This window comes from Arenibacter hampyeongensis (assembly GCF_002909255.1).
GTDB classification, from domain to species: Bacteria; Bacteroidota; Bacteroidia; order Flavobacteriales; family Flavobacteriaceae; genus Arenibacter; species Arenibacter hampyeongensis.
This window is the reverse complement of the sequence record NZ_PIOB01000004.1, coordinates 331,910-357,170: the sequence shown is the minus strand read 5'-3', so window position 1 is coordinate 357,170 and position 25,261 is coordinate 331,910. Positions and strand designations below refer to the sequence as shown.

19 protein-coding genes and 1 pseudogene are annotated in these 25,261 nt (G+C 38.9%); 6 read left to right on the top strand and 14 right to left on the bottom strand.

The features are described 5' to 3' along the window. Positions 1 to 209 precede the first annotated feature (209 nt). The 4 genes from CWD91_RS12360 to CWD91_RS12345 all read right to left on the bottom strand — a co-directional run bounded on the left by CWD91_RS12360 (position 210) and on the right by CWD91_RS12345 (position 6,353). On the bottom strand, positions 210 to 2,333 hold the full coding sequence (locus CWD91_RS12360) for a M3 family metallopeptidase (protein WP_103441259.1): 2,124 nt from the start codon (positions 2,331 to 2,333) through the stop codon (positions 210 to 212). 204 nt (positions 2,334 to 2,537) lie between these two features. Next, on the bottom strand, positions 2,538 to 3,050 hold the full coding sequence (locus CWD91_RS12355) for a hypothetical protein (RefSeq protein WP_103441258.1): 513 nt from the start codon (positions 3,048 to 3,050) through the stop codon (positions 2,538 to 2,540). A gap of 666 nt (positions 3,051 to 3,716) precedes the next feature. Then, positions 3,717 to 4,229, bottom strand: coding sequence for a hypothetical protein (locus CWD91_RS12350; RefSeq protein WP_103441257.1), 513 nt, complete (start codon positions 4,227 to 4,229; stop codon positions 3,717 to 3,719). A 180-nt stretch (positions 4,230 to 4,409) separates the two neighbouring features. Next, the gene (locus tag CWD91_RS12345) at positions 4,410 to 6,353 is read right to left on the bottom strand and encodes a helix-turn-helix domain-containing protein (RefSeq protein ID WP_103441256.1); all 1,944 of its coding nucleotides are present in this window, start codon (positions 6,351 to 6,353) and stop codon (positions 4,410 to 4,412) included. A 165-nt stretch (positions 6,354 to 6,518) separates the two neighbouring features. Between CWD91_RS12345 and CWD91_RS12340 the strand changes: the two genes are divergently transcribed. Beyond that, entirely contained in the window at positions 6,519 to 6,911 is a 393-nt protein-coding gene (locus CWD91_RS12340) for a DUF2784 domain-containing protein (protein ID WP_103441255.1), read from the top strand. A 179-nt stretch (positions 6,912 to 7,090) separates the two neighbouring features. Here CWD91_RS12340 and CWD91_RS12335 read toward each other — a convergent pair whose 3' ends face one another. From CWD91_RS12335 to CWD91_RS12310, 6 genes and pseudogenes are all read right to left on the bottom strand, one after another. Continuing rightward, the gene (locus CWD91_RS12335; protein ID WP_192877669.1) at positions 7,091 to 8,473 is read right to left on the bottom strand and encodes an FAD-binding oxidoreductase; all 1,383 of its coding nucleotides are present in this window, start codon (positions 8,471 to 8,473) and stop codon (positions 7,091 to 7,093) included. A 77-nt stretch (positions 8,474 to 8,550) separates the two neighbouring features. Continuing rightward, on the bottom strand, positions 8,551 to 9,033 hold the full coding sequence (locus CWD91_RS12330) for a cupin domain-containing protein (protein WP_239985757.1): 483 nt from the start codon (positions 9,031 to 9,033) through the stop codon (positions 8,551 to 8,553). 354 nt (positions 9,034 to 9,387) lie between these two features. Further along, positions 9,388 to 10,494, bottom strand: coding sequence for a nickel-binding protein (locus tag CWD91_RS12325; protein WP_103441253.1), 1,107 nt, complete (start codon positions 10,492 to 10,494; stop codon positions 9,388 to 9,390). 248 nt (positions 10,495 to 10,742) lie between these two features. Beyond that, positions 10,743 to 12,935: pseudogene (gene feoB / locus CWD91_RS12320) on the bottom strand (ferrous iron transport protein B). A gap of 3 nt (positions 12,936 to 12,938) precedes the next feature. After that, the gene (locus CWD91_RS12315; RefSeq protein WP_103441252.1) at positions 12,939 to 13,961 is read right to left on the bottom strand and encodes a metal-dependent transcriptional regulator; all 1,023 of its coding nucleotides are present in this window, start codon (positions 13,959 to 13,961) and stop codon (positions 12,939 to 12,941) included. Next, positions 13,958 to 14,629 carry a metal-dependent transcriptional regulator gene (locus CWD91_RS12310; RefSeq protein WP_239985756.1) on the bottom strand — a complete coding sequence of 224 codons (672 nt, stop codon included), beginning with the start codon at positions 14,627 to 14,629 and terminating at the stop codon, positions 13,958 to 13,960. Before CWD91_RS12310 ends, CWD91_RS12315 begins: the two co-directional genes overlap by 4 nt. Before the next feature lie 177 nt (positions 14,630 to 14,806). Here CWD91_RS12310 and CWD91_RS12305 point away from each other — a divergent pair, with 177 nt between their 5' ends. Continuing rightward, positions 14,807 to 15,646 carry a sugar phosphate isomerase/epimerase family protein gene (locus CWD91_RS12305; protein ID WP_103441251.1) on the top strand — a complete coding sequence of 280 codons (840 nt, stop codon included), beginning with the start codon at positions 14,807 to 14,809 and terminating at the stop codon, positions 15,644 to 15,646. A gap of 139 nt (positions 15,647 to 15,785) precedes the next feature. Here the strand turns inward: CWD91_RS12305 and CWD91_RS12300 are convergent, their stop codons facing one another. Both CWD91_RS12300 and CWD91_RS12295 read right to left on the bottom strand, forming a co-directional pair. Next, on the bottom strand, positions 15,786 to 17,774 hold the full coding sequence (locus tag CWD91_RS12300; RefSeq protein ID WP_103441250.1) for a heavy metal translocating P-type ATPase: 1,989 nt from the start codon (positions 17,772 to 17,774) through the stop codon (positions 15,786 to 15,788). A 55-nt stretch (positions 17,775 to 17,829) separates the two neighbouring features. Continuing rightward, positions 17,830 to 18,243 (bottom strand): Fur family transcriptional regulator, encoded by a 414-nt coding sequence (locus tag CWD91_RS12295; RefSeq protein ID WP_103441249.1) that lies wholly within the window; start codon positions 18,241 to 18,243, stop codon positions 17,830 to 17,832. A 266-nt stretch (positions 18,244 to 18,509) separates the two neighbouring features. Here CWD91_RS12295 and CWD91_RS12290 point away from each other — a divergent pair, with 266 nt between their 5' ends. From CWD91_RS12290 to CWD91_RS12280, 3 genes are all read left to right on the top strand, one after another. Continuing rightward, a complete protein-coding gene (locus CWD91_RS12290) occupies positions 18,510 to 19,817 on the top strand; it encodes an alpha/beta hydrolase family protein (RefSeq protein WP_103441435.1) in 1,308 nt (435 codons plus the stop codon). Positions 19,818 to 19,886: 69 nt separating this feature from the next. Then, positions 19,887 to 20,255, top strand: a complete 369-nt coding sequence (locus CWD91_RS12285) for a DoxX family protein (RefSeq protein ID WP_103441248.1) — start codon at positions 19,887 to 19,889, stop codon at positions 20,253 to 20,255. A gap of 88 nt (positions 20,256 to 20,343) precedes the next feature. After that, positions 20,344 to 20,931 (top strand): pseudouridine synthase, encoded by a 588-nt coding sequence (locus tag CWD91_RS12280; RefSeq protein ID WP_103441247.1) that lies wholly within the window; start codon positions 20,344 to 20,346, stop codon positions 20,929 to 20,931. Between the two features lie 114 nt (positions 20,932 to 21,045). Here the strand turns inward: CWD91_RS12280 and CWD91_RS12275 are convergent, their stop codons facing one another. Both CWD91_RS12275 and CWD91_RS12270 read right to left on the bottom strand, forming a co-directional pair. Beyond that, positions 21,046 to 21,744: a protein-L-isoaspartate(D-aspartate) O-methyltransferase gene (locus tag CWD91_RS12275; RefSeq protein WP_103441434.1), complete on the bottom strand. Its 699-nt coding sequence runs from the start codon at positions 21,742 to 21,744 to the stop codon at positions 21,046 to 21,048. A gap of 136 nt (positions 21,745 to 21,880) precedes the next feature. Then, a complete protein-coding gene (locus CWD91_RS12270) occupies positions 21,881 to 22,576 on the bottom strand; it encodes a 3-keto-disaccharide hydrolase (protein WP_103441246.1) in 696 nt (231 codons plus the stop codon). Between the two features lie 251 nt (positions 22,577 to 22,827). On the opposite strand from CWD91_RS12270, the gene CWD91_RS12265 reads away from it, so the two are divergent. After that, a complete protein-coding gene (locus CWD91_RS12265; RefSeq protein WP_103441245.1) occupies positions 22,828 to 25,119 on the top strand; it encodes a DNA topoisomerase 3 in 2,292 nt (763 codons plus the stop codon). The last annotated feature ends 142 nt before the right edge of the window (positions 25,120 to 25,261 follow it).

Here is a 25,261-nt window from a genome sequence, read left to right as displayed (position 1 = left end):
AAGGCTATATATAACAACCAAAGATGGGGTATACCCTACCACCATCTCAATTTTTTAGATTTTTTTCGATGAAATGCATTCGATTCTTAAACCTAAAGGGGTCAAAAACTAATTTGCTCTGATTTATAAGTTCTCAATTAATGGCTAAAGAAAAGGCCCCTGCTAAGGGGCCCTTCCAATTTAGAATTATAACTTATTAATTTCCTATATTATTGCAGACCCCTGGCTTTTAGCATAGGTTCAATTTTTGGATCGTTTCCTCTCCATTCCTTGTACATTTCTTCCAAGGGCAAGGTATTTCCACGGGAAAGAATCATATCCCGTAAACGTTGACCGTTTTCCCTAGTAAGTCCGCCATGTGTTTCAAACCAATTGTATGCATCATGGTGCAGCATTTCTGTCCACAAGTAGGAATAGTAACCTGCGGCATAGCCACTGCCAAAAATGTGTGCAAAATAAGTAGATCTATAACGTGGTGGGACGGCACAAACCACATCCAATTTAGTTTTATGCAAGGCCTCTTTTTCAAAGGTATTTGCATCCTCTATTTTGGTGTCCGATTCAATGGTATGCCATTGCATATCCAAGTTTGAAGCCGCCAAATTTTCGGTTAGGCTATAACCTTGATTAAATGTGCCCGATTTCTTTATCTTATCTATAAGCTCTTGTGGAATTTGTTCCGCGGTTTTGTAATGCAGGGCGTAGTTCTTCAGGATTTCCGGATACAAGGCCCAGTTTTCATTAAATTGGGAAGGAAACTCTACAAAGTCGCGCGCCACTGAGGTACCGGATAAAGATGGGTATTGTTGATCGGCAAAAAAGCCGTGCAGTGCATGTCCAAATTCATGGAACAGGGTCTCCACCTCATCGTATGTAAGCAGGGCCGGGTCCCCTGGGGTTGGTTTGGGGTAATTACAAACATTATAAATTACAGGTTTGTTATTGTACAATTTGGATTGGTTAACAAAGTTGCTCATCCAAGCCCCTCCCCGCTTACTGGGGCGGGAAAAGAAATCGCCATAGAACAACCCCAATTGATCTCCGTTCTCTTCAAAAAGCTCATAGACCAACACATCCTCATGGTAGGTAGGGATATCGGTCCTGACCAAATATGTAATTCCGTATAATTTTTCTGCAGCATAGAACACCCCTTTTTCCAGTACCGTCTTTAATTCAAAATAAGGTTTTATCTGATTTTCGTCCAAATCGTATTTTTCCTTGCGCACCATTTCGGCATAATAGTTCCAATCCCATGGGGCCATGATGAAATCCCCTCCCTTTTTCTGTATCATTAACTGAATTTCGACTGCCTCTTGTTGCGCTTTAGCAGTGGCGGCAGGAATAAGTCCGTTAAACAACTTATTCACATTCTCCGGCTTTTTGGCCATGGTGTTTTGCAGGCTCCATTCCGCATAATTAACAAAGCCCAACAAGGTTCCTTTTTTTGCTCTTAATTCAGCAATTTCTGTGATAATGGCCTTGGTATCATGAGTGGAACCATCTGTCCTGTACCAGGCAGCTTTAAATATTCGCTCACGTGATGCCCTTTTTTCAAGCGATTGCAACAAAGGTTGTTGAGTAGTATTCTGAAGTGGTAACTTCCAACCCTCATCTTCTTTATTTTTTAATGATTTCAACCCGGATTCAGATATTCCGGCTAGTTCGGATTTATCCTTGAACAATAAGGCTCCGGCATTATTGGCCTCCAAAAGCGTTTTATTGAAAGTATTGCTTAGGGTAGCCAAGCGCGAATTATAGGTTTTTAATGTTTCCTTGTCTTCTTCCGACAAGTTGGCTCCGGCTATTTCGAAATCTTCAAAATAATTTTCCAGTAATTTTAAGGATTCCGCATCCAAGTCCAAATTTTCTTTTTTACTGTGTAAGGTTCTTACACGCTGAAACAATTTTTCATTGAGATAAATGGCATCGCTAAGTTCCGAGAATTTAGGCGCCATTTCTTCTTGTACGGCCTGCAGGGTATCGTTGGTATGTGCCCCTGTTAGGGCCGAAAATACGTTTTGAACACGCTCTAAAAGACTACCGCTCATTTCCAGCGCCAGTATCGTATTTTCAAATGTTGCAGCTTCCGTACTACTTGCAATTTTTTCAATGATTTCTCTTTTTTCGTCCATTCCTTGCAATAATGCTTCTTTGAAATCTTCGTTTTTAATTTGGGTAAAATCGGGCACGCCATAAGGCAAGGTACTTACAGCGAGTAACGGATTATTATTGGAATTCATGGAATTATGGGGGGTTGGATTATCCTTGGTGTTGGAGTCCTTACATGCGGAAAACAAAACCGTTAATAATAACACAGAACAAACTTTTTTCATTCATTTATCAATTTAAAATTTGAGTGCAAAAGTAATGAAATAAGTAGAATCCGTGTTTCATGGCACTTTCAATAAATTCTTTTGGAATATAGACACCATCTCCCCAATTCCAAACATATAGCAATTGAAGCAGAGAATAAACACCCGTAAAAAAAACCTTATCGGAGGAATAAGGTTGTAATAAACTGTACGGTACTACAATTGTTATTCATCAAAATCGAAGGTCATTTTCTTCTTCTGATGTCCATCTGTCAAAGTAACTTTGTACTGTTTTTTAGTCAAATTGTCCTCGGAAAATACACATATATAACGATTCTTTTCCATTTTCCAACCTTCATTTCCATCAAATACCATTTTCCTTACCGGCATGGGCAATACGATATTTTCAAAATTTTCAAAGGCAGTCACAATAGACCCATCGGAGGTATAGGAGGCTATAATGTCCCCGTTGCTGGCTTTGAAAACAACTTCGAAAGTATGAATGTCCTTTTTATCGTATTCATTTAAAGAGGTTACATCAAAGTTGGCTGCTTTGTATTGTAATTCCTGAACCACTTCTGGAGTATATCCATCATTTACTTTCCGCAAATAATCAACATTAACTGGAGAAACCGTTATGGCATCCAAGGTTACAGCAGTAATTCCGTCATTGTCTTGCTGTGCAAAGACCATGCAGGCAAGACCTAAAAAAATCAATAGTGTTACAAATTGTCTCATGATAAGGTTGTTTAAATTATTATTGATTCATTGAAACCCTAAGATATAATTAGTTGTTAATCAACACATAACAATTATAAACACTTTCATTTCAACTTATTTTGGAATTGCTTAATAAATGTGCTAAAGCCTTACAGTTAGGTTGCCTTAAGGGAAAAAAGTGCAATAAAAGCATTTCAATCTATAGTGAGAAGGTAATGTACCTAGGGAGAATACTTTCCTTTACAAATTCAAGTACGTTGTAACTTAACTATTTAGGAGTTAAGAAAGGCTCCGGGCACAGAGCAAGGAAAAGTACTTCGATCGTGTATTACCAGGCTAAAATGGGCATTCTTGATGAATACGACTATGTCTACACCAGAATATTAGTTACATTATTCAAAGTTCGAATACTTAATACTAATTTCTTCTAGGAATACTCACTGCTATCATTCTAAAAGCCAATATTCGGTGCTAATCGGCCCACATAAATTTTTCGATATGAATAGAAACTTGTAGGCTATCATCCCTATGCCCTATAACCTTCGAACCTCTTATTCCCCGATTCATCTGCACATATTACTAGGTAGGTTTAAAATGAAAACTTTATCGAATCTTAATTTGGTAGTTGGGCAACATAAAAAAACCCTGTCTTTAGAACAAGGTTTTTGCAAATGGATCAATTTTTTATTCATCAAAGTTCAAAATCATTTTCTTCTTCTTGTTCCCGTCGGTTAAAGTGACTTTGTATTGCTTTTTGGTTAAATCGTCTTCGGAAAATATACATATATAACGGTTCTTCTCCATTTTCCATCCATCATTTCCATCAAATACCATTTTCCTTACCGGCAGAGGAAGTATAATATTGTCAAAATCTTCAAAAGCTTTTACAATTGAACCATCAGGTGTATAGGTGGCTATAATATCGCCATTACTGGCTTTGAAAATAACTTCGAAAGAACTAATGGCCTCTTTATCGTATTCAGATAATGAGCTTACATCAAAGTTGGCGACTCTGTATTGCAATTCCTGGACCACTTCCGAGGTCTGGCCATCGGTTACCTTTCTCAAATAATCAGCATTAGCTGATGAAACTGTAATAGCATCCAAGGCTACAGGGGTAATTCCGTCATTGTCTTCCTGAGCATAGACTATGCTGCAAAGACCTAAAAAAATCAAAAGTGTTACTAATTGTTTCATGATAAGGAGTTTAAACTATTATTAATTTATAGAAACCTTAAGTTATAATTAATTGTTAATCAACACATAACAACTATGTACACTTTCCTTACAATTCATTTTGGAAGTACTTAACAAATGTTTCAAAGCCTTACAACTATGTTGATTAAAAATGAAAATAGACTTATGCTCGCAATTGTATTAATCCGGAATAGTAAGTGGAGGCACGGGGAACTTCATTTTCTTATACAAATTCAAATACCTTGAATCCTGCCTATATGTTGCCAACAAAGGCTCGGCGCGCAACCAGGTCATTTCCACTTCGTGGTTATCATAGGATTTTTGAAGCCAATTGAATACTTCCTCCCTATTTTGTATATGACAGTAATAAAGTGCCATAAACCAGGCCGGACTACCAGACGAACCTTGCTTGTATTGTTTCTGTAAGGTGGTGAGGCTTTCTTGAACACCCTCTCTATTATCGGCCATTTCATAATGTAAGGCATTAAGCCATACTACAATTGGCGGCCGATCTGTGAAATTATTCATCAATTGCTGCAGCTTTTCTTTGGAGGCATCGTATGCTCCAAAATAATAATACCATTTGGCCGCTTCCCTTAGATAGAACATATCATCCATGAATAGGGGATCGTATTTTCTTAATTCCTCTTTTGCTTCCTCCGTGGAATAAACGAAAAATATCACTGAGGCCCTAATGGCAAATAACCACCCATAGGACGGATCTAAAAAAATAAGCCTATTTAATTCTGACAGTGCATATGAATATTTACCGGTCTTAAGGTAATAATCAACAAAGAGATATTCGTTCCAATTATCAGCACCTATACGGGCATAGGTTTCTTCTACATATTGCTCCACAGCCTCAAAATTCCAATCAAAATAAAATTTACCAATATGCAATTGATCGGATAATTGAATATTATCGCCATCAATTAGCGAAGCCTTTTCCAAATAATATTTGGCATTTCTCCAAGCTTCCTGCTCACCATACATGCCCCAAACAGCTCCACCAGTTACATAAATATCGGCGAGACCAAGGTAGGGTTCAATAAAAGTTGAATCCAAGTCCAAGGCCTTTTCATATAAGGGAATAGCATTTTTAAATGATGTCTGATTAAATTTATTGTTTTGATATTGAGCCAGGAGATAATAATTATAGGCTTCTTCATTTTTTGTGGGTATGCCTTTGAAGGCATTATAGTCCCTTTCGGTAAGTTTTACATTCATTATTGTAGCAACATTTTCCGCAACCTTGGATTGAATTTCGAATATTTCATTCGCCTTCCATTCTCCAGAATATGATCCAGACCATAGTAGCTTATTCAAGGGACCGTCATTTAAGCGTAAATTTATTTTAAACTTATTGCCCTGTTTTTGAAAGTTTCCTTCGAGAATGTAAAACACGTTAAGTGTTTTTGCCAATTCTGGCATACTTTTTTCGCTGTTCTTGAATTGAAGACTGGACGTAAAAGGTACCACTCTATCCATTTCCTTAATTTCAGAAATTCTGCTGATTACTGCATCGGTCATCCCATCACTTATGTATTCCAATTTGGGATCTCCACTCCAATTCTTTAGGGGCAATACCACAATGGACTTGGTACTGTGGCTGGTAGGCAATGGAGGAGTTATGGTAGTGTCAATTGGAGGTTTAGTCCAAATACTATTGTACTGAAAAAAACCAAATGCAATTATTAAAATGAGAATTCCCAAAGCTATGGTTAACACCAATTTTCGCTTACTGGATTTTTTTAACTTCGGGCGTTCCTGCTCTAGGTGCTCGCGTATTTTAGCTTCGCCTGGGGTAAAGCCAAAATACTCCTTAAAACAAGTATTAAAATAGGTGGGACTGTGAAAACCTACGGAATAAGCAATTTCAGAAACCGTGGCAGAATCTTCTTGGAGCAACTCCATAGACTTTTCTAGCCTCAATTCGCGAATAAACTGACTAACGGATTTACCTGTTAGCTTCTTTAGCTGCCTATGTAAATGTGAGCGACTCACCCCATAGATCCGGGCTGCTTCCTTAACTCCAAATTGTTCGTTATCGAAATTATTACGAATAATTTCAGTCAATTTCAGAAGAAACCTTTCGTCTATACTCTTTGATTCTGAATTACCCATAAAAGATTAGGTTAATAATTCAGGGGAGAGAATGATACAAATTTAAAGTTACGAAATATTAATTATAATAAAATGTTAATCATGTTTTTGGATTAATTCATAATTGATGGAATCGCTGCGAGACTAAAATTCACTACCTTTTGGAGAAACCAACCATTGTTCCTTATGGATGAATTATTTTTAAGGATTGCCAATACTTTTTTCTATGTTTTCCATACGGTTCTCATAGTTTTTAATTTATTCGGATGGATATTAAAACGTACACGAAAACTTAATCTAATAACCTTACTTTTAACCTTTGGGTCTTGGGTTTTGTTGGGGATTTGGAAAGGTTGGGGATATTGTTTTTTAACCGATTGGCATTATGGGATCCTAAGACGCTTGGGTGAACAAAATCCGCCAAATAGCTATATTTCCTTTTTGATCCATAAAGTAACAGGTTGGTTGCCCAGTGCCGAGCTTATAAACTTCTATACCCTTGCCTTGGCCTTTTTGGCTTTGTTATGTTCACTTTGGGCAAACCTAATAACTCGAAGAAGCAAAAGAAAAATTAGTTAATTGCTGTAAAAAATATTTTTTTTGACAATTCTATCGCATCCTTTTAATTACCGAGGAAACCAAACAAGGTTTAGGTAAAAAAACCCAAAAATATTGGCCGTTAAGTGGACTTCAAGACCTCGATGGAATATATGTTGGACAAGCCAAATAGATGGCTTGCCAACACAATTCGCCGGCCATTAGCTACTAGGAAGGATATTCTGATTTACCCTAAACAAGTTCTTGGGGTCATAATGTTTTTTTATACGGGCCAATCGCTGGTAGTTATGCTTATAACTTGCTTTTACACGTTCCTGGCCTTCATCCATCATGAAATTGGAATAGGCACCTCCAGAGGAATGTGGATGCAACTCATTATAATAATCCTTACACCAATTAGTTATTTTGTCAGCATTTGCCGGATCTGGATCTACCCCTACAATAACACCTGCGTATTTTGCATCCCTATAGGCCCACGGGGTATCTTTATCCCCCACCCTACTTGCGGCCCCACTAATTGGATACAAATGCATCTGGGAAAGTGGCGTCGGAATTTTTGAGCCATATTTTAAATGGCTCGCTCTAACTTCCGGTCCTAATTTATTAAAAAAATCGGCCCTCCAATACCATTGCATTCCGGGAGGCAATAGTCCGTCAAACAGTGTTTGAATAGAAGGATAAGGCATTTCGCCCACATGTTCGAACAAGGGTTTTTTGGCCAAAACGGGTTTAAATATTTCTTCAAATTTATCAGGATGTCCAGTATAGCACCAGACCACACCGCAAAATTGTTTGTGGTGCAAATTTTCTGGAAATGGAGGCCCGGGAATCACCATGGTTGCAATAAACCCATTTAAATCTTCTGGTGCCTTATGTATAAATTCATCATACCAAGCCATTATTTCCTCGGTTTGCTCTATTGGCCATAATGTAGGCCCTCCAATAACGTTTTTTAATGGATGGGCCTGAAATTTAAAGGAAGTTACAATTCCAAAGTTACCGCCACCACCACGAATGGCCCAAAAAAGATCAGGATTCTGCTCTGCGTTTACGGTAACAAAAGAACCGTCGGCCAATACCATATCGGCCTCCAACAAGTTGTCTATGGTAAGTCCAAATTTCCTGGAAAGATAGCCTACGCCCCCACCTAAGGTTAATCCTCCTACCCCTGTGGTAGAAATTATCCCCGCCGGAATTGCCAAACCAAACGCATGTGTGGCATGATCTACTTCCCCCCAAAGGTTTCCGCCACCAACACGTACCGTATTATTGGAAGTGTCCACTTGAACGAATTTAATTCCGGATAGATCAATGACCAATCCGTCCTCGCACAAGCCCAAGCCACCTCCATTATGTCCTCCACCGCGGACAGCGATTAACAAATCGTTTTTCCTTCCAAAGTTTACAGAAGCTATTACATCTGCCACATCCACACACTTTACGATCATACCGGGATGTTTATCTATCATACCGTTGTAAACCTTGCGGGTACTATTGTATATGCCATCGGAAGGCATTATTACTTCACCCCTTATTTCTTTTTTAAAGGATGCAATGAGGTCAGCATCCATACCAATTACCATTTCCATAATTCTAACTATTATAATTATAATCAGCCTTTCTGTTCAATTCTTTCTATAAAACTATTCTGCTTTTACCTTTACTTATTTTGCACCAAGGGAAAGGCATCCAAAGGTTCTTCAAAGGCAATAAATAGTACACAGGGATCGGCACTCACACATTTTGCAGTATGAGGTTTTGTAGAGGGTCCAAAAGCATAGGAGCCAACTTTCATTGTATGCTCTAATTCCCCCTCATAGGTAACTCTTAACTCGCCGGATACAAGAACCATGCGCTCGGCCGAAGTATGCCAGTGCGCAGGTATTTCATAGTTGGCGGGCACTTTAAAGAAAACATCCAAATTGCTGTTGTTGGGATTAGCGTGCAATACGGATATAGTACAGCCCTCGGGCATAAAAGATGGGCAAGGAGCCCATTGCAAATCTTTATCAGTATGCGTTCTAACCAAGGCCACTTCATTCTCTCCCTCAAGATTTCCTTGTCCGAAAAATGGACTACTGGTTAAAAACATGCAAATGATTACAGCAACTTTTAATTTGGAATAATCTACATCGATTTTCATGGCTAAAATTCTTTAATGTCAATAATCAGTTTTTATTAAAAAAAGGATATTCATATTTTGTAAAGATGAACTCTACATAATTCAACCTATCCCCTAAACGAAGTAAGTTGTTAAGAGGGGGAATAGTCAATGAAGGCTGTTAAGCCAGAAAACGAGGGGGATGTTTTCACTTCCAAAAACCTGGGCATGTCTAATGGCAGGATTTGGTTTCAGCAAAATCACACAAATCGTTCGGATTTGAAGTGATTGTTATTTTTATTTATATAAAATTAGGGAAAGAAAAGGCAACTGACATCTAAAATTGATTCAATTGATTATAAAATTCAATCATAGATTAATTCCATGGAATAATACCTATATAACATAAGACTTTATATATTCTGATGGGAGAATTCCAAAATTGTCCATAAAACATTTAGAGAAGTAGGCAGGACTGTTAAATCCCGTCTTAAATGCTGTTTCAGAAATATTATTCGCGTTTTTGTTCAATAATTGCAGGGCTTTTTCCAAACGGTAATCTTTGATAAAGCTATTGGGGGACTTCCCTGTAAGAGCAATTATTTTCCTGTACAATTGGGATTTACTAAATCCCAGGTTTTTACTGAAATCGCTGGAATTGAAAGCGGCATTGGTCCATTCCTTCTCCGTATAATCCATTAACAGATTAAGGAATTTTTCGTCTCCAACATTAAGGGATTTTATATTTTCATGATCCAATTTAACATTAAGATTCTCGCTTTCATACAATTCACGTACTTCCGGGGATATAACGATTTTTCCATATATTACATCACAGAAGCGTTCCGCCATTTTAATGGTATCTTCAAAAATACCGTCCTTCTCTGTCACAGGAACCCCAGCATGTAATCCTATGTTCAATTGTATAACCGTATCAACTTCCTTTGAAGATGCCTTTAGGTCCGAATAAATTTCCTGTGCAAAAAGTACAGCATTGGTAACTGAATTAAAGGATAACAAAAAATAATCGGATTTTTGTTTTACAATTCGACCAATAAATTTTTCAATGGATTTAAGAATGGCTTTATTGTACTGTAGGATTTCCCCATTTAAGCACTCTGAATCAATACCTGCAAAGGATATCTTTCTTAAACCAATGACCATAATGGTTCTAAAAGCAGGGTCGTTAATAATATTTAATTCTGTCTTTTGTGATTTTTCAGGATCTTCGATCCTACCTAAAAACGATTCTACTATAGAACCTTCCACCTCAATAATCCTATGTGGAACTTCGCCGTGGGCGTGATTGTGCATATCCTGGATAGCCTTTATATTAGGTGCCTGTATTAAGCAAAAAGCTGTTCGCCTTTTTTCATCACACCAATAAGTCATACCCTTACAACCGTAAAGGTGTTCTATTTTTAAGTCTTCCCGATGCATTTGTGCTACATGCGCCGCAGTGATTTCCTCAGGAATTTCGTGACGATCCATGTATATTGGCATAATCTAAATTTTTATACAAGTTAGTAATTTTAATCTAGTTAGAGGTGAGTACCCCTATATCGTTTTAACCCATTTTTACTTAATTCCATATACATTTTTCCGGTCTTAATTCTCGTTTAAATCTACTTGGGATATTTTTTAAGACCGACAATGATATCTAAAAAGAGCATATGAATAACGAAATAGGTTTTTGCAATTCTTATAAACCCAAGTGCCCTTAACTTAGACCAATAATGGAGTTGGAGTATCTACGCAAGCAACCTCCATATCTGCGCTACCAAAAAAGTCACCACAAATCCCATAATAACGGGTAGTATTGAAGCTACAACGGTCCATTTAACACTTTTGGTCTCCTTGTAAATAGTATAAATTGTGGTGCTGCACGGATTGTGCAACAAACTAAATAACATTAGGTTAATAGCCGTCAATAAAGTCCATCCCCCAGCTCTAAGAATATCTCCGGTTGCAGTTACGGAATCCAATTCGAACATGACACCTGCTCCTGAGCCGGCGGTTAATCCTGTTACCAGCACGGTCAGCATCAAAATAGTGGGTATCACAATTTCATTGGCGGGAATGGCTACAATATAAGCTACAAGGATTACGCCGTTAAGACCTAAAAGGAAACCGAATCCGTCCAAAGAATCAATTAACCATGCGGCAACACTGACATCGCCCAGGTAAATATTTGAAATAAGCCAAATAACGGCTCCTGCTGGTGCCGCAAATACAATGGCCCGCCACAATACAATCAATGTCCTGTCTATTATGGAAGTATAAATGGTTTTCCAAAATCTTGGCGGACGATAGGGAGGCAATTCCAAATTAAAGGTGGATACTTCTCCTTTCAATACCGTTTTGGAAAGGCCCCATGACACCAAAAACATAAATACCATGCCCAAAACTGCAATTCCGATAACGGCCGCCAATGATAACATACCCGAAAATGAAGCGGGTACCAAGGCCCCAACAAAGATAGTGGCTATTAGAATCTGCGTTGGCCAGCGACCATTGCAAAGTGAAAAATTATTGGTAATTATGGCAATCAATCTTTCCCTAGGGCTATCTATTATCCTAGTCGCAACAATACCTGCTGCATTACAACCAAAGCCCATACTCATGGTCAATGCCTGTTTACCATGGGCTCCGGACAATTTGAATAAATGGTCCAGATTAAAGGCCACCCTGGGCAAATACCCAAAATCCTCCAACAGGGTAAACAAAGGAAAGAAAATGGCCATGGGCGGCAACATTACTGCAATGACCCAGGCCACCGCCAAATACACTCCATCAATTAAAAAACCATCCAACCACCAAGCCATGCCAAGGCTGGAAGCCATGCCCTTTAATGCTGGATGAATGGTATCCAATAGCAATCCCGACAGCATGGCCGAAGGATAATTGGCCCCAACAATAGTCAACCAAAGAACTACAGCTAATATCAAAAACATCAGCGGAAACCCCCAAACCTTGCTGGTGATGATCTTATCTATTCTGGCGTCTATCCTAAATGCTCCTTTTTCATCCTTTTTGTGGACAGAAGCCTTTACTATCTCCGCAGCATCGGCGTAAATTCCCTCGGCAAGACTGTCGTGAAATTCATCTCCCATTTGCCAACGAAGGTCATTGGAAAGCGATATAATATGGTCTATTTTATTATTTTTCATCAAGCTTAATTATACGAATTCACCTGTTTTAAGTGTTTCAATGATATTTCTGTCCCCTTCCAATAACCTCAACGCAATCCACCTGCTGTTTGGAATGTCCGGATACACCTGTTTTATCTCAGTGCTCAACTTCTCCAATGCCTGCTCTATGTTTTTAGGTATATTCTTTAAACGATGGGGTTTACAGACAATTTTACCGTTTGCCAATTCACTTATGGTCTGGATCAACTCTGGGATTCCCTTATTATACCTGGCACTCGTGGGTACTACTGGGATACCCAAATCCTTTGCCAAGGTACGGGTGTCAATTTCCAAATTATTTCTTTCTGCCTCATCCATTAAATTTAAACACAGGACAGCATTATTGGTGATTTCCAAAATTTGCAGAACCAGATTCAAATTTCTTTCCAGTCTACTGGCGTCCACTACAATCACCGTTACTGATGGCTTCCCAAAAAGAATAAAATTCCGGGCTACTTCTTCATCTTCCGAGGTGGAAAGTAAGGAATAGGTGCCCGGCAAATCTACCAACTTAAACTTCTCTTTATTATATTCAAAAGCACCTTCAGCCCTGGTTACCGTTTTTCCTGGCCAATTTCCCGTATGTTGGCGCAATCCTGTCATGGCATTAAAAACAGTACTTTTACCAGTGTTCGGATTACCGGCCAAGGCTACTACAAAGTCAAAATCATTAGTGTTTACCCCTAACTTTTTTAATCCATCTGCATTGAACTGGGCACAGCTCTCACACGCACTCTTGGGTTTAACTTCCATGATCTAATCTTTTTTAATTAATATTTTCGAGGCCTGATTTTGGCGCAGGGCAATACTTGTACCTTTTATTAGAAAGGCTTTGGGGTCGCCAAGGGGGTTTAAAAGGTCTATTTTGACCTCAGCACCTTTCACAAAACCCAAATCCAACAACCGTCGCCTACTATCTCCTCTAATTTCTTTGGATATACCTATAATCTTGGCAGTTTCATTTTCTCCTAAAAGGGACAACCTAGCCAAATCCTCCTCATAGACTACGTCTTTTTCCAAAACAGAAACTGTAATATTACCGGCCATAATAGGCGCTAAAACAAAAGCTTCGCCCTCGGAATGAAACTCAATTCGAGTAGGTGTTTTTTCGACAATCCGTATCAGTGAACCAATATGGATATTTTCTGCCAGAATCTGCTTGTAAATTATATCGGGCTTATCCTTAATATGGACAATTCTCCCTATAGTTCCTGTAGATAACTTGGAAATAGGAATTCCTTTGACTGTTGCAATCTTTCCAGTATTTGTTGGTATTGGGTCTCCATGTGGGTCGAATTGCGGATTTCCCAATTTGGACGCTAAAATATCAGTATCAACCTTAGACAATTCATGTTCCATTCTTTCCGCCCTCTCGTGCCACTCCGCTTCTTTGAATCCCGTTTTTTCCGCCAAAAATTTTTCCCAAAGTCTATGTGCCCTAACAATGCGTAGGGCATAATCAATCCCGGTTTTTTTCAGTTTTACAGCATCGCCCTCTATACTAATTAACTCATGGTCAGACATTTTATTAATACAGTCCAGAATTAAACGGTCATTGTATTTTAAGGTTCTAATGATATCATTTACATTGAGATGTTTATCCGCATTCTCATTGTGATACAACAATTTTAAAACATCCTCCACCACAATCTTATCGTTGGAAGCTGAATTATATTTTATTAACCAAAACCATCCCCTGTTAGGTCTAAAAAGCAGATACACCAAAATTGATAGCGCAAAAAACACCGCTAGGGCCGTTATGGGATTGTAGGTATTCATTCGCTTTTTAGATATAAGTTTTTGGCTACATTCTCTGAAATAACAAACTGCCTGGAATTGGTATAAATAAGGAAGGAATTGTCAAAAGGTTCAATATACAGTAATTTCAAGGTATCCCCTATTGCAATTTTATTCTTGCTCAAATATTTTAAAAAACTATCCGAAGAATCCTTTACACCGACAAATATCCCTACTTCCTCAATTCTAAACTCAGCAAGACTTACTCTGTTTACTTTGGTTATCTCGCCATTGCCATTGGGTATGGGATGACCATGTGGGTCAAACTTTGGGCTTCCAAGGTAAGCCTCTAATTTTTTGATTAGTTTTTCAGATTTAATATGTTCCAATTGTTCTGCAATATCATGTACTTCATCCCAAAGAAAATTCAATTTTTCTACCAAAAAAGTTTCCCAAAGACGGTGTTTTCTAACAATGGAAATGGCTTTGTCGTTTCCTTTTCCTGATAGTCGACTTCCTCTATATTTGGTATAATCTACCAAGCCCTTATTGGAAAGTTTTTGCAACATATCAGTAACAGAAGACGCTTTAGTTTGCATCTTTTCTGCAATTGAATTGGTACTGACTGCCCATTGGTTACCTTCCTGCAACGCATAAATTTCCTTTAAATAATTCTCTTCTGTCTGGGACAACATAGATTCTTTCTTCATATAAAGGTAATTATTTATTTTTAGATTAACCTAAAAAAATGTTTCGATAAATCAAGGTTTATCTTAAAATATAATGGTGGCAGCTTTACCATATTCCTTAAATTTTTTTATCCATTTTTTTATAGGATATTTATTAAAACAAATATTACTTTTAGAAAAATATTATTCTAGAGTATTATGAAAAAATCATTGTTCACATTATTATTAAAAGGATTATTTCTGCCAGTTCTGATTTTTGGCATGTTTACTTCCAATGCCCAGCAAAAGGTTGGTGGTCTGGCACTCTATACGGTCCGGGACAATATGGGCGCCGATGTCAAAGCTACGCTAAAGGCAGTTGCTGATGCTGGTTATAAAAACATTGAAGCAGCAGGATACAGGGATGGGAAATTTTACGGCATGGCCCCAAAGGAATTTAGCAAACTGCTTAAAGAGGTAGGCCTTACTCCTATTAGCACACATCAGGGCGGGGTTACGCTAGAAAATGCGGATAGCATGATCGCAGATGTTAAAGCCGCAGGTTTTAAATACTTTGTAATTCCGGTACCGCCTATGGGATTGAGGGACGACCACAAACAACTTGCTTCAGTTTTAAGCACGCTTGGCGAAAAATGTCAGAAAGCCGGATTGAAACTTCTATACCACAATCATGATTTTGAATTTAAAAAAGGGGATGATGGTGTTGTTACCATTGATTATCTGCTCGAAAATACCGATCCGAAATATGTGAATTTTCAAATGGACCTATATTGGGTAACCAAAGCTGGCGAAGATCCTGTGGCTTATTTTAAAAGATATCCAGGTAGGTTCATAATGTGGCATGTTAAGGATATGGACGATCAAGGTAGGTTCGCCCCAGTAGGTAACGGCCAAATTAATTTTTCCAAAATCCTTGATCAAAAAAAGATTTCCGGGATGAAATATTACATGGTTGAGCAAGATAAAACCTTTGATATGACGCCTTTGGAAGCTATAAAAATTAGTCATAAAGGCATCATTAAAATAGGATTTAAATAAGAATCCAAACCATTTCAACTGCCTGTAAAATGGTGTTGATAATACATTGGTTTCATTTTAATCAAACGGCTGCCAGGGTCCATTCATGGCAGCCGTTCATTTTTTAAATACTGAACGGTATAAGTTTTGAAAACAATGACTAATCCTGATTAAAACGCAACAGTCGCAAAGCATTGATGACCACCAATAAGGTTGACCCTTCATGAATGGCTACGGCAATACCTATATTGGCAAATCCGAAAAGGGTGGCTGGTATTAAAAATGTCACCACGCCCATGCTGATCCATAGGTTTTGTTTGATAATTAATTTTGATTTTCTGCTCAACCCGATAACAAAGGGAAGGCTTTCTATCCTGTCCGACAATAAGGCAACGTCTGCAGTTTCCAAGGCCACATCACTCCCCGCAGCACCCATTGCAATACCTACCGTACAACTCGCCATTGCCGGCGCATCGTTTACGCCATCTCCTACCATGGCTATTTTTACACCCTTTTCCTGAAACTCTTGTATGGCCTTTACCTTGTCTTCGGGGAGTAAATTACCTTTAGCCTCCGTAAGTCCTATTTGTCTGGCAATAGAGTCGCCCACTTTTTGATCGTCCCCTGTAAGCATAATCATCTGTTTTATTCCCATATCTTTTAGTCGCACCAAAGTAGCAGCTGCACTTTCTCTAGGAACGTCCATAACACTCAACAATCCGATTAGCTCCTGGTTATACCCGACCAGCATAACCGTCTGTCCATCTTCCTGTAATCGATTTATTTGATATTGGGTTTCAGCTGTAATTTGGATTCCCTCCTCCTCCATCAGTTGCGTATTTCCAATAAAAATATACCCACCGTTATATTGTGCCTTTACACCCTTCCCTTGAATGGCCTGCATATTGGAGGAACGGTGTTGGCTTTCTATGTCATATTTTTCTATAATGTCCTTTGTAATGGCCTTTGCCAAGGGGTGATTGCTTAAACTCTCAACGTCCACCACCATAACCAGAAACTCATTTATATCATATGCATTTAAGGGAAGGGCATTTGTCAACCTCGGTTTGCCTTCGGTAAGAGTCCCTGTTTTATCAAAAGCAATGGTGGTAAGGCTGCCCAAATCTTCCAAGGTGCGCCCACCCTTAATGAGCACTCCTTTTTTGGCCGCCCTGGCAATGGCACTCAAGACAGCACTCGGTGTTGAAATAGCCATGGCACAAGGACTTGAAGCTACCAATACACTAATGGCCCTATAAAGGCTTTCTTTTACGGTCTCATCAATTATCAAATGAACAAAACTCAAACTAACGACCAAAAGTATCACCGCTGGCACGAACCATTTTTCAAATTTTTTGGTCAGCAATTGGGTGGGCGATTTTTTGGTTTCCACCTCGTTCACCATTTTTACCAATCTAGAAATGGTGGCATCCTTATTCAATTTTAAAACTTGAATCTCCAGTATGGCATCTCCATTAATGGTTCCCATAAAGACAATGTGCGACTTTTCAATTTTACTAAATTCCGGAAGATCTTTGAAATTGGGAACCGCTGTTTTGTCCACAGGAATACTTTCTCCTGTTATAGGTGACTGATCAATACTACTACTCCCTTTTACAATAACCCCATCTGCCGATATCTTGGTGTTTGGTTTTACCAATATTATATCGTTCAACTTCAAATCCTCTACAGGAACTTCCCTAATATCCTTGCCATTTTTCAAAAACGCCGTCTTGGGGGAAAGCTCCCCTAAGGCCTTTATGGATTTTGTGGCTTTATTCATGGCATAATGCTCCAACGCGTGGCCTAAACTGAACAAAAACAACAATAGGGCACCTTCTCCCCAACTATCTATAAATGCTGCCCCCAATGCGGCAACTATCATTAAAAAATCAATTTCAAATTCGCCTTTGCGAATCTTGGCAATTGCTTCGAGCAAGGTGAAATATCCTCCAAAAAAATAGGCTGATATAAAACCCACCAATGGAGCCCATGTAGGGGTATTAAATAGGGTGGACAAAATCAAACCAATTAAAAAGAATACCCCACTAAAAATAGCAAAATAGAGTTCTGTCCTTTCATTAAAAATCCCGCGGTGGTCGTGTTCATGATTGTGGCCCCCAACCTCATGATCGTGCTGATGCTTCATAAATAATTTATTTAAAAGCAAAACTAACCGCTTTGCCCTTGCAATGTATGTGCATTTATTGGTTGCAGTGCTCGCAAATACCCTTTACTAACATATTGACATCTTCTGGGATGAATTTTTCCGGAAGATTTATTTGAGGTATTCGATGCTCCGTTAAGCAAGTGGTTTTATTACACTGTGTACAATGAAAATGCAAATGTAGGTCCGTGTGTCTTGCCATACCTTCAGCATGATCGCAGAGTGCATATTTGGGGATTCCGGTACCGTCGTCTATCTGATGCACAATGCACTTTTCCTCGAAAGTCTTTAATGTCCTATATAAGGTAGTCCTATCTGATTTTTCAAAATTCTCCTCCACGGAAGTAAGGCTAACCGCCGACTTCTGCATAGCCATGAACTGATGCACCAAAATGCGCATAGCAGTTGGTCTAACCCCAAATTTATTCAGTTGTTTCTCTGTTTCCCTCATAATCTCTTTGTGTAGGTGCTAACCTTGCCCTATTATAACGTCATTGTATTTTTTAACATCTCCCAGATACTAAGGTATTATATTCTTATGTATCCTTAAAATACAAACTTTTGAAGTTTTCATAATTAAAAACGAAATCTCTACAACAATTGATGGTTTTTAAGCAAAGCGATATAGTACAAAAATTTTCATTCCTTTTGGCAAAAGCGATTTTAGATAGATTAGTTGAAGTAATATTTTGTATTTTTAAGCTAAACCAAAAACTCATGATAAAACCATCTCTTTTCCGTTTTGCCCATCTGCAAATATTACTTTGTTTTCTTGTTTTCAATTCGATTTTAAACGCCCAAAACGAATCTTTCCTATACGGGGATGCCCTGCCGGATGCTCCAGAATTATCGGCACGTGGCACCTATAAAATTGGAGTACGGACTTTGGATTTTGTTAATAAGGCACAGCCGGATGTTTTAAATTCGAAAAACGGTATAGACCCTATTTACGACCGTCCATTAAAAGTAGAAGTTTGGTATCCGGCTAAATTGAATGACGGAGCAACAGAGTCCGTTACATATAACGAAGTCATGGGAACCGCCCATGATACTTTACGACCTTTGACTCCCTTTACTTTTAAAGGTAGGGCATCCCGTGATGCCGCACCACTTACAACTGATGGTCCTTTTCCGCTTTTAGTAGTTGCCCATGGGTATGTTGGCTCCAGATACCTTATGACCTATCTAACAGAAAATATGGCGTCTAAAGGCTATATTGTTGTTGCAATAGACCATACCGATTCCACATTCAAAGATGCCTCGCCTTTTCCGAGCACCTTAGTAAACCGTGCAAGGGATATTACCTTCGTTTTAAACGAAATGGCCAATTTAGGCAACGCTAGGGACAAAAACTTTTTGTCTGGATTGGTGGATTCCGAAAATATTGGCATCATAGGGTACTCCATGGGAGGCTATGGTGTATTAAATGTAGCGGGAGCTGGTTATAGTGATGGACTTGTAGGTTTCTTTGCCGGAATGAGCGGTGGTAGCAAAGCCATAGCAGAGTTGGCCATGAGTAACCCTAAATTCCCAAAAGTAGACCCACGAATAAAGGCTGTTGTAGCCTTTGCGCCTTGGGGAATGGAGCGCGGGGTTTGGGATGCTGAAGGCTTAAAAGGGTTAAAGGTTCCTACCTTTTTTGTTGCAGGAAGCCAAGATGACATTTCTGGCTACGAAAAAGGAATTAAAGCTATATATACCGGAGCTGTTAATGCCGACCGGTATTTACTTACCTATAAAAATGCAAGACACAACGTAGCTCCCAATCCACCCCCGATAGAATCTTTAAGACCTGGCCTCCATATAGATGAATATTTTAGATATGCAGAACCCAGCTGGGATGAAAGGAAAATTAATAATGTAAATCAACATTTTCTGACCGCCTTTTTAGGGATACATCTAAAACAAAAGGAATACTCAAAATTCTTGGAGGTACAAGAAAATTCCAATGAAAAGGACTGGATCGGATTTAAGCCCCGTTCATCAACGGGCATGGAACTCCTACATGAAAAACCCACCCCTTAACGGCGTCTTATTCGGGCAGTTACTTAACTCAGTATTTAATATTTTTCACAATTTCAAAACATCGAGCCCATGAAGCTATTTTGGACAATTCTTAAAATACTATTGGCCCTTTTTATGTTATACGCCGGGGTGCAACATTTTTTAAAGCCAACCTTTTACCTTTCCTTCGTTCCCCCTTTTTTACCTTTTAAAATGTTGGTCATCTATTTATCTGGAATATTGGAGATTGTTCTAGGGGTACTACTTCTGCTTCCCACATATGCCAAATTGGGAGCTACCGGGATATTATGGCTTATGATTATCTTTCTGCCCATCCATATTTGGGATGTATTTTTGGAGCAACCTGCCATTGGAAGCCATGAAGCTGCCATGGTTCGATTGCCGATACAATTCATAATAATAGGCATGGCATGGGCAGTTGGAAAATACGCTACTTGATGGGAATTTGGATTGGAATTTTAAAAAGTGGCATAAAAAATATAACTTCAGGGTTCCAACCCTGTCCATAACAAAGTAGCTTAGGCCCATGCTGGAACCAGCACATCTTCACTTTAAAATATACAAGCCGTTCGAAATGCTAAGTCAATTGCAGTCCAATGACTCCAAAGAGTCGCGCAACAAACGTTTCTTAAGTGAGCTTCATAATTTTCCCGAAGGCATTATGCCCATTGGTCGTTTGGATGAAAAATCGGAGGGACTGCTACTGCTCACTACAAATGGAAAATTGAGTGATCTGGTCAACCGTTCGGGTGTGGAAAAGGAATATTATGTACAGTTGGATGGGGAAATAACCAATGAGGCTATCGAACTATTACAGCATGGAGTGGAAATAGGATTCCAGGGCAAGAAATACATAACAAAAACCCCCACTGTCCATAGATTGTCCTCCCCCCCAGCCCTACCCGACCCAAGTAAAAAGTTAAGAATTGGGAGGCATAGGCCCACTTCCTGGATCAGTATCACCATCACAGAGGGGAAGTTTCGTCAGGTACGCAAAATGACTGCAGCCGTAGGGTTTCCGACTCTACGATTGATTCGCATGCGCATCGGGGACATTGAATTGACCAATTTAATCCCAGGAGAGGTTATCCCCATTCTCCATCTATCTATTTAGGGATCTTAAATTAATATTTAAGAAAACAATATTAACTCTACCCAACAAGCACACTTAATTTCTTGACTTAAAACCCCATTATCATTTAAAAACCCAAAGCCAATCCCAACAGTTCTAGTTATTTCTGGTGAAGGGCACAAACCGGACGGGAAATAATTTTTTGGTAATTATCCTGTCCTTCCTTTTGGTGACCTTTACCAAATAGGTAACATCATTGTTTTGCCCCACTGGAATCACCATATGTCCTCCATTCTTTAGTTGGTCTACTAAAGGTTTTGGTACGGATTCTGCCCCAGCTGTGACCATAATGGCGTCAAAAGGGGCTTTTTCTGGCCAGCCGTGATAACCATCACCCCATTTAACACTGACATTATCAAAACCTAAATTAGCCAATCTTCCCTTGGCAGACATGGCCAAATCTTTAATTATTTCTATCGTAAAAACAGAATCTACTATTTTGCCCAGTACTGCTGCTTGGTATCCCGAACCTGTTCCTATTTCCAAAACTTTATCAGTTGATTTCAATTGTAGTGTTTGGGTCATAAATGCAACTATATAGGGCTGGGAAATGGTTTGGTCGTTGCCTATTGGCAAGGCTCCGTCCTTATAAGCATGGTCTACAAGGCTTTTGGGCACAAATTCATGCCTTGGCACATTCAGCATGGAATAAAGAGTTAGCGGATCACTAATGCCCCTAGCCTGCAGTTGTGTTTTTACCATCTGCTCCCTTTTTATAAATTGGTCGTTTTGGGCACCAAGGACACCTACCCCCATTAACAGAATACCCAATAAGTAAAAAGGACCATTAGCCATAATATGCATTAAAATATTCTCACTGGAACCTCATATGAATCCGCTAAACCAAAGCGCCAATTTTTAGCCTGTCCAATATCCAAATTTGTACGGGAACGAGCTAGGGAATGCAATAGTTATCCATTTCCAAATACCATTAAGGCATTGTTGCGCTTAACTCCGTGATCGGGGTAAGAAATACTTTACGGAATTCTACTTCCGAGCCTTCGGCCTGCAAAGCTATATTCCCACTACTGGCCGTGGCATTATAGCCGTGGTTTACCAAGTCGCCGTTTACCCAGACCTTTACCTCATTCTGTAAACATTCAATAGTCATGGAGTTCCATTCTCCCAAGGGTTTTTCAGATCCATCCGTAAGGTTTTTTATTCTTCGCAATTTGCCTTCGGTAATTCCCCATTCTTCTTTTGGCCCTCGCCTTTCCAACATGTTATCTGTGGTGATATCCTGAACGATACACCAAAAATCACCTGCATTATTGTGCATCATCTGAACCTCAATAGATTTGGGAAACATTTCATATAATGATCTTGGTGTGGAAGCAAAAACCAATACACCACAATTTCCTGGCTTACCAGCAAAACGATACTCCACTTCCAATCTAAAATCCTGATATATGGCATCTGTAATAAGGTGACCTTGGGGTTCCCCCAGACTCACCAACATTCCATCCCTAACTATAAAGGGATTTATAGTATTGGGAACGGTATCCATTTTGGGTACATCTACATGCCAACCCTCCAAATCCTTGCCATTAAAAAGACTTTTGGCCGATGGGGAGGTACAAGAAAATAAAACAATGAAAGTGAATATAATAACGATCGTATTTTTCATCCTGCTAATTTTTTTATTTGACGTTGACTATTTGTTTAATTCACTGCTACGCCCTATAAATATATCATTTTAGGATGATATACCACTTATTAAAAAAATTTCATTGGTCTTTGTATGGGAGAAAAATGGAATCCTTTTCCTAGACCATTAGAATCCTTCTTTTCAAATATCAATTACTTACAAAATTCACTTTTCTGGGAATAAGACAGTTTAAATTAAGTAATTTGCAAGCCTTTTAAACCCTATTTGAAGTGAAAGTCTGTATTGCAGAAAAACCCAGCGTGGCTAGAGAAATTGCACAAGTTTTAGGAGCAAACACCAAGCATGACGGGTATTTTGAGGGAAATGGTTATGCCGTGACTTTTACCTTTGGACATCTCTGCACATTATTTGAACCTAATGACTATAAGCCTTATTGGAAAAGTTGGGACTTGAACAATCTACCGATGCTGCCGGACAAATTTAAAACAAAGGTGGTAGATAATGCAGGTATCCAAAAACAGTTCAACATAATAAAAGGCCTTTTTGATAAGGCGGAACTGGTCATCAACTGTGGGGATGCCGGCCAAGAAGGAGAGCTTATACAACGTTGGGTTATGCATCAGGCCAACTACAAGGGAGAAGTAAAGCGTTTGTGGATTTCTTCCCTAACGACCGAAGCCATAAAAGAAGGGTTTACAAAGTTAAAGTCTTCCCACGATTATGACAACCTTTATTATGCGGGCTTTTCACGTGCCATAGGCGATTGGCTTTTAGGAATGAATGCCACAAGGCTCTATACTGTTAAACATGGCGGTTATAAACAGATGTTGTCTATAGGCCGGGTACAGACTCCCACCTTGGCCATGGTGGTAAATAGGTATTTGGAAATAGAAAACTTTAAGCCCCAACCCTATTGGGAATTGCAAACTCTATACAGGGATACGGTCTTTAACTATGAAGAAGGCCGATTTTTGAAAATGGAAGAAGGGGAAGTGCTGGCCAAACAAGTAAAGGAAGACAATTTTGAAATTGTCTCCATTTCAAAAAAGAAAGGTAAGGAATATGCTCCCAAACTATTTGATCTAACTGGGCTACAAGTATATTGCAATACTAAATTTGGGTTTACAGCAGACGAAACACTGAAGATAGTCCAAAAATTATATGAACAAAAAGTGGTCACCTATCCTAGGGTGGACACCACTTTTTTGCCTAATGATGTATATCCCAAGGTTTCAGGAATACTTCAAAATTTAAGTAATTACGAGCCTTTGACCACCCCACTGTTGGCCAAAAAAATTAGAAAATCAACAAAAGTTTTCAATGACAAAAAAGTGACCGATCACCATGCTATTATTCCCACTGGCGTAGAGATAAAATTAGCCACAGGCCAACAGCAGGTATACGATATTATTGTTAGGCGATTTATCGCCGTATTTTATGATGACTGTGATGTTTCCAACACTACGGTAATTGGCAAGGCGGCCAATATTCCATTTAAAACTACTGGTAAGGAGATTCTAAAGAAAGGGTGGCGCATTATTTTTGAGACGGCCAATTCCAAAGAAAAAAAGCTGCCAGGCATTTTACCGAATTTCGTGAAAGGTGAAAAAGGTCCGCATGAACCTTCCTTTTTGGAAAAGCAGACCAACCCACCTAAACAATATACGGAGGCTACTTTGCTAAGGGCCATGGAAACTGCTGGAAAACAGGTTGATGATGAGGAAATGCGGGAACTTATGAAAGAAAACGGCATTGGAAGACCATCTACCCGGGCCAATATTATAGAAACCCTATTTAGGCGAAAGTATATTGTAAGAAATAAGAAACAGGTACTGCCAACCCAAACTGGCATCCAATTGATCAATACTATTCAAAACGAATTGCTGAAATCTGCGGAATTAACCGGTTTATGGGAAAAGCAATTAAAAGACATTGAAAAGGGCAATTATAGTGCTGGATTGTTCATCAGCAATATGAAAAAAATGGTAGACGAATTGGTTTACGAAGTTAGAAGTGAAACAAAACGTGCCAATATCTCCCATACCACTGTCAACAACGATAAAAAAGCCGAAAAATCCAAAATAAATTCGAATGGTATTACTGGTGAAACCTGCCCAAAATGTAGAAAAGGGAAACTTTTAAAAGGGAAGTCGGCCTATGGCTGTAGTGGGTATAAAAATGGCTGTGATTTTATACTGCCATTTGTAGTTCATCAAAAAAAAATATCTGAAAATCAATTGATTAGACTACTTCAAAAAAGTTGCACCGTAAATTTAAAAGGGTTTGACCACCAGGGGCTTAAGGATGTTGAAGGTCTCCTACACTTTGATGAAAATTTTAGACTAATTCTGGAACCTAAGAAAAAGTCGAAAACCGATGAGAGCCCTAGTTGTCCCAAATGCAAAGAAGGTACTATTATAAAAGGCAAAGCTTCCTACGGTTGCAGTAATCACCGAAAAGGTTGCGATTTCAGGTTTACTTTTGAGGAAATAAAAGCCAAAGCTGCCTATAAGCCCTTGACCAAATCCCTAGTTCTTTCTATTTTGAATGGCAATCATTAGTCGACATAACTTTCAAAACTGCTATGCCAAAATAACCATAGCACTGTAGATTTCTTAGAGAAAGTTAGTGTATAAAAAACAAAAGACCGTCTAACTCAAGACGGCCTTTTTCATTTAATAGCATCATCCAACAGTAGTGAAA

Excerpts from the sequence above, each read along its gene's own strand:
- CWD91_RS12330 (WP_239985757.1), bottom strand. The coding sequence starts at position 9,033 with ATGAAAATCGATGTAGATTATTCCAAATTAAAAGTTGCTGTAATCATT.
- CWD91_RS12315 (WP_103441252.1), bottom strand. The coding sequence starts at position 13,961 with ATGAATACCTACAATCCCATAACGGCCCTAGCGGTGTTTTTTGCGCTA.
- CWD91_RS12285 (WP_103441248.1), top strand. The coding sequence starts at position 19,887 with ATGAAGCTATTTTGGACAATTCTTAAAATACTATTGGCCCTTTTTATG.
- CWD91_RS12335 (WP_192877669.1), bottom strand. The coding sequence starts at position 8,473 with ATGGTAATTGGTATGGATGCTGACCTCATTGCATCCTTTAAAAAAGAA.
- CWD91_RS12310 (WP_239985756.1), bottom strand. The coding sequence starts at position 14,629 with ATGAAGAAAGAATCTATGTTGTCCCAGACAGAAGAGAATTATTTAAAG.
- CWD91_RS12305 (WP_103441251.1), top strand. The coding sequence starts at position 14,807 with ATGAAAAAATCATTGTTCACATTATTATTAAAAGGATTATTTCTGCCA.
- CWD91_RS12340 (WP_103441255.1), top strand. The coding sequence starts at position 6,519 with ATGGATGAATTATTTTTAAGGATTGCCAATACTTTTTTCTATGTTTTC.
- CWD91_RS12280 (WP_103441247.1), top strand. The coding sequence starts at position 20,344 with ATGCTGGAACCAGCACATCTTCACTTTAAAATATACAAGCCGTTCGAA.
- CWD91_RS12290 (WP_103441435.1), top strand. The coding sequence starts at position 18,510 with ATGATAAAACCATCTCTTTTCCGTTTTGCCCATCTGCAAATATTACTT.
- CWD91_RS12275 (WP_103441434.1), bottom strand. The coding sequence starts at position 21,744 with ATGGCTAATGGTCCTTTTTACTTATTGGGTATTCTGTTAATGGGGGTA.
- CWD91_RS12355 (WP_103441258.1), bottom strand. The coding sequence starts at position 3,050 with ATGAGACAATTTGTAACACTATTGATTTTTTTAGGTCTTGCCTGCATG.
- CWD91_RS12350 (WP_103441257.1), bottom strand. The coding sequence starts at position 4,229 with ATGAAACAATTAGTAACACTTTTGATTTTTTTAGGTCTTTGCAGCATA.
- CWD91_RS12295 (WP_103441249.1), bottom strand. The coding sequence starts at position 18,243 with ATGAGGGAAACAGAGAAACAACTGAATAAATTTGGGGTTAGACCAACT.
- CWD91_RS12270 (WP_103441246.1), bottom strand. The coding sequence starts at position 22,576 with ATGAAAAATACGATCGTTATTATATTCACTTTCATTGTTTTATTTTCT.
- CWD91_RS12325 (WP_103441253.1), bottom strand. The coding sequence starts at position 10,494 with ATGCCAATATACATGGATCGTCACGAAATTCCTGAGGAAATCACTGCG.
- CWD91_RS12300 (WP_103441250.1), bottom strand. The coding sequence starts at position 17,774 with ATGAAGCATCAGCACGATCATGAGGTTGGGGGCCACAATCATGAACAC.
- CWD91_RS12345 (WP_103441256.1), bottom strand. The coding sequence starts at position 6,353 with ATGGGTAATTCAGAATCAAAGAGTATAGACGAAAGGTTTCTTCTGAAA.
- CWD91_RS12360 (WP_103441259.1), bottom strand. The coding sequence starts at position 2,333 with ATGAAAAAAGTTTGTTCTGTGTTATTATTAACGGTTTTGTTTTCCGCA.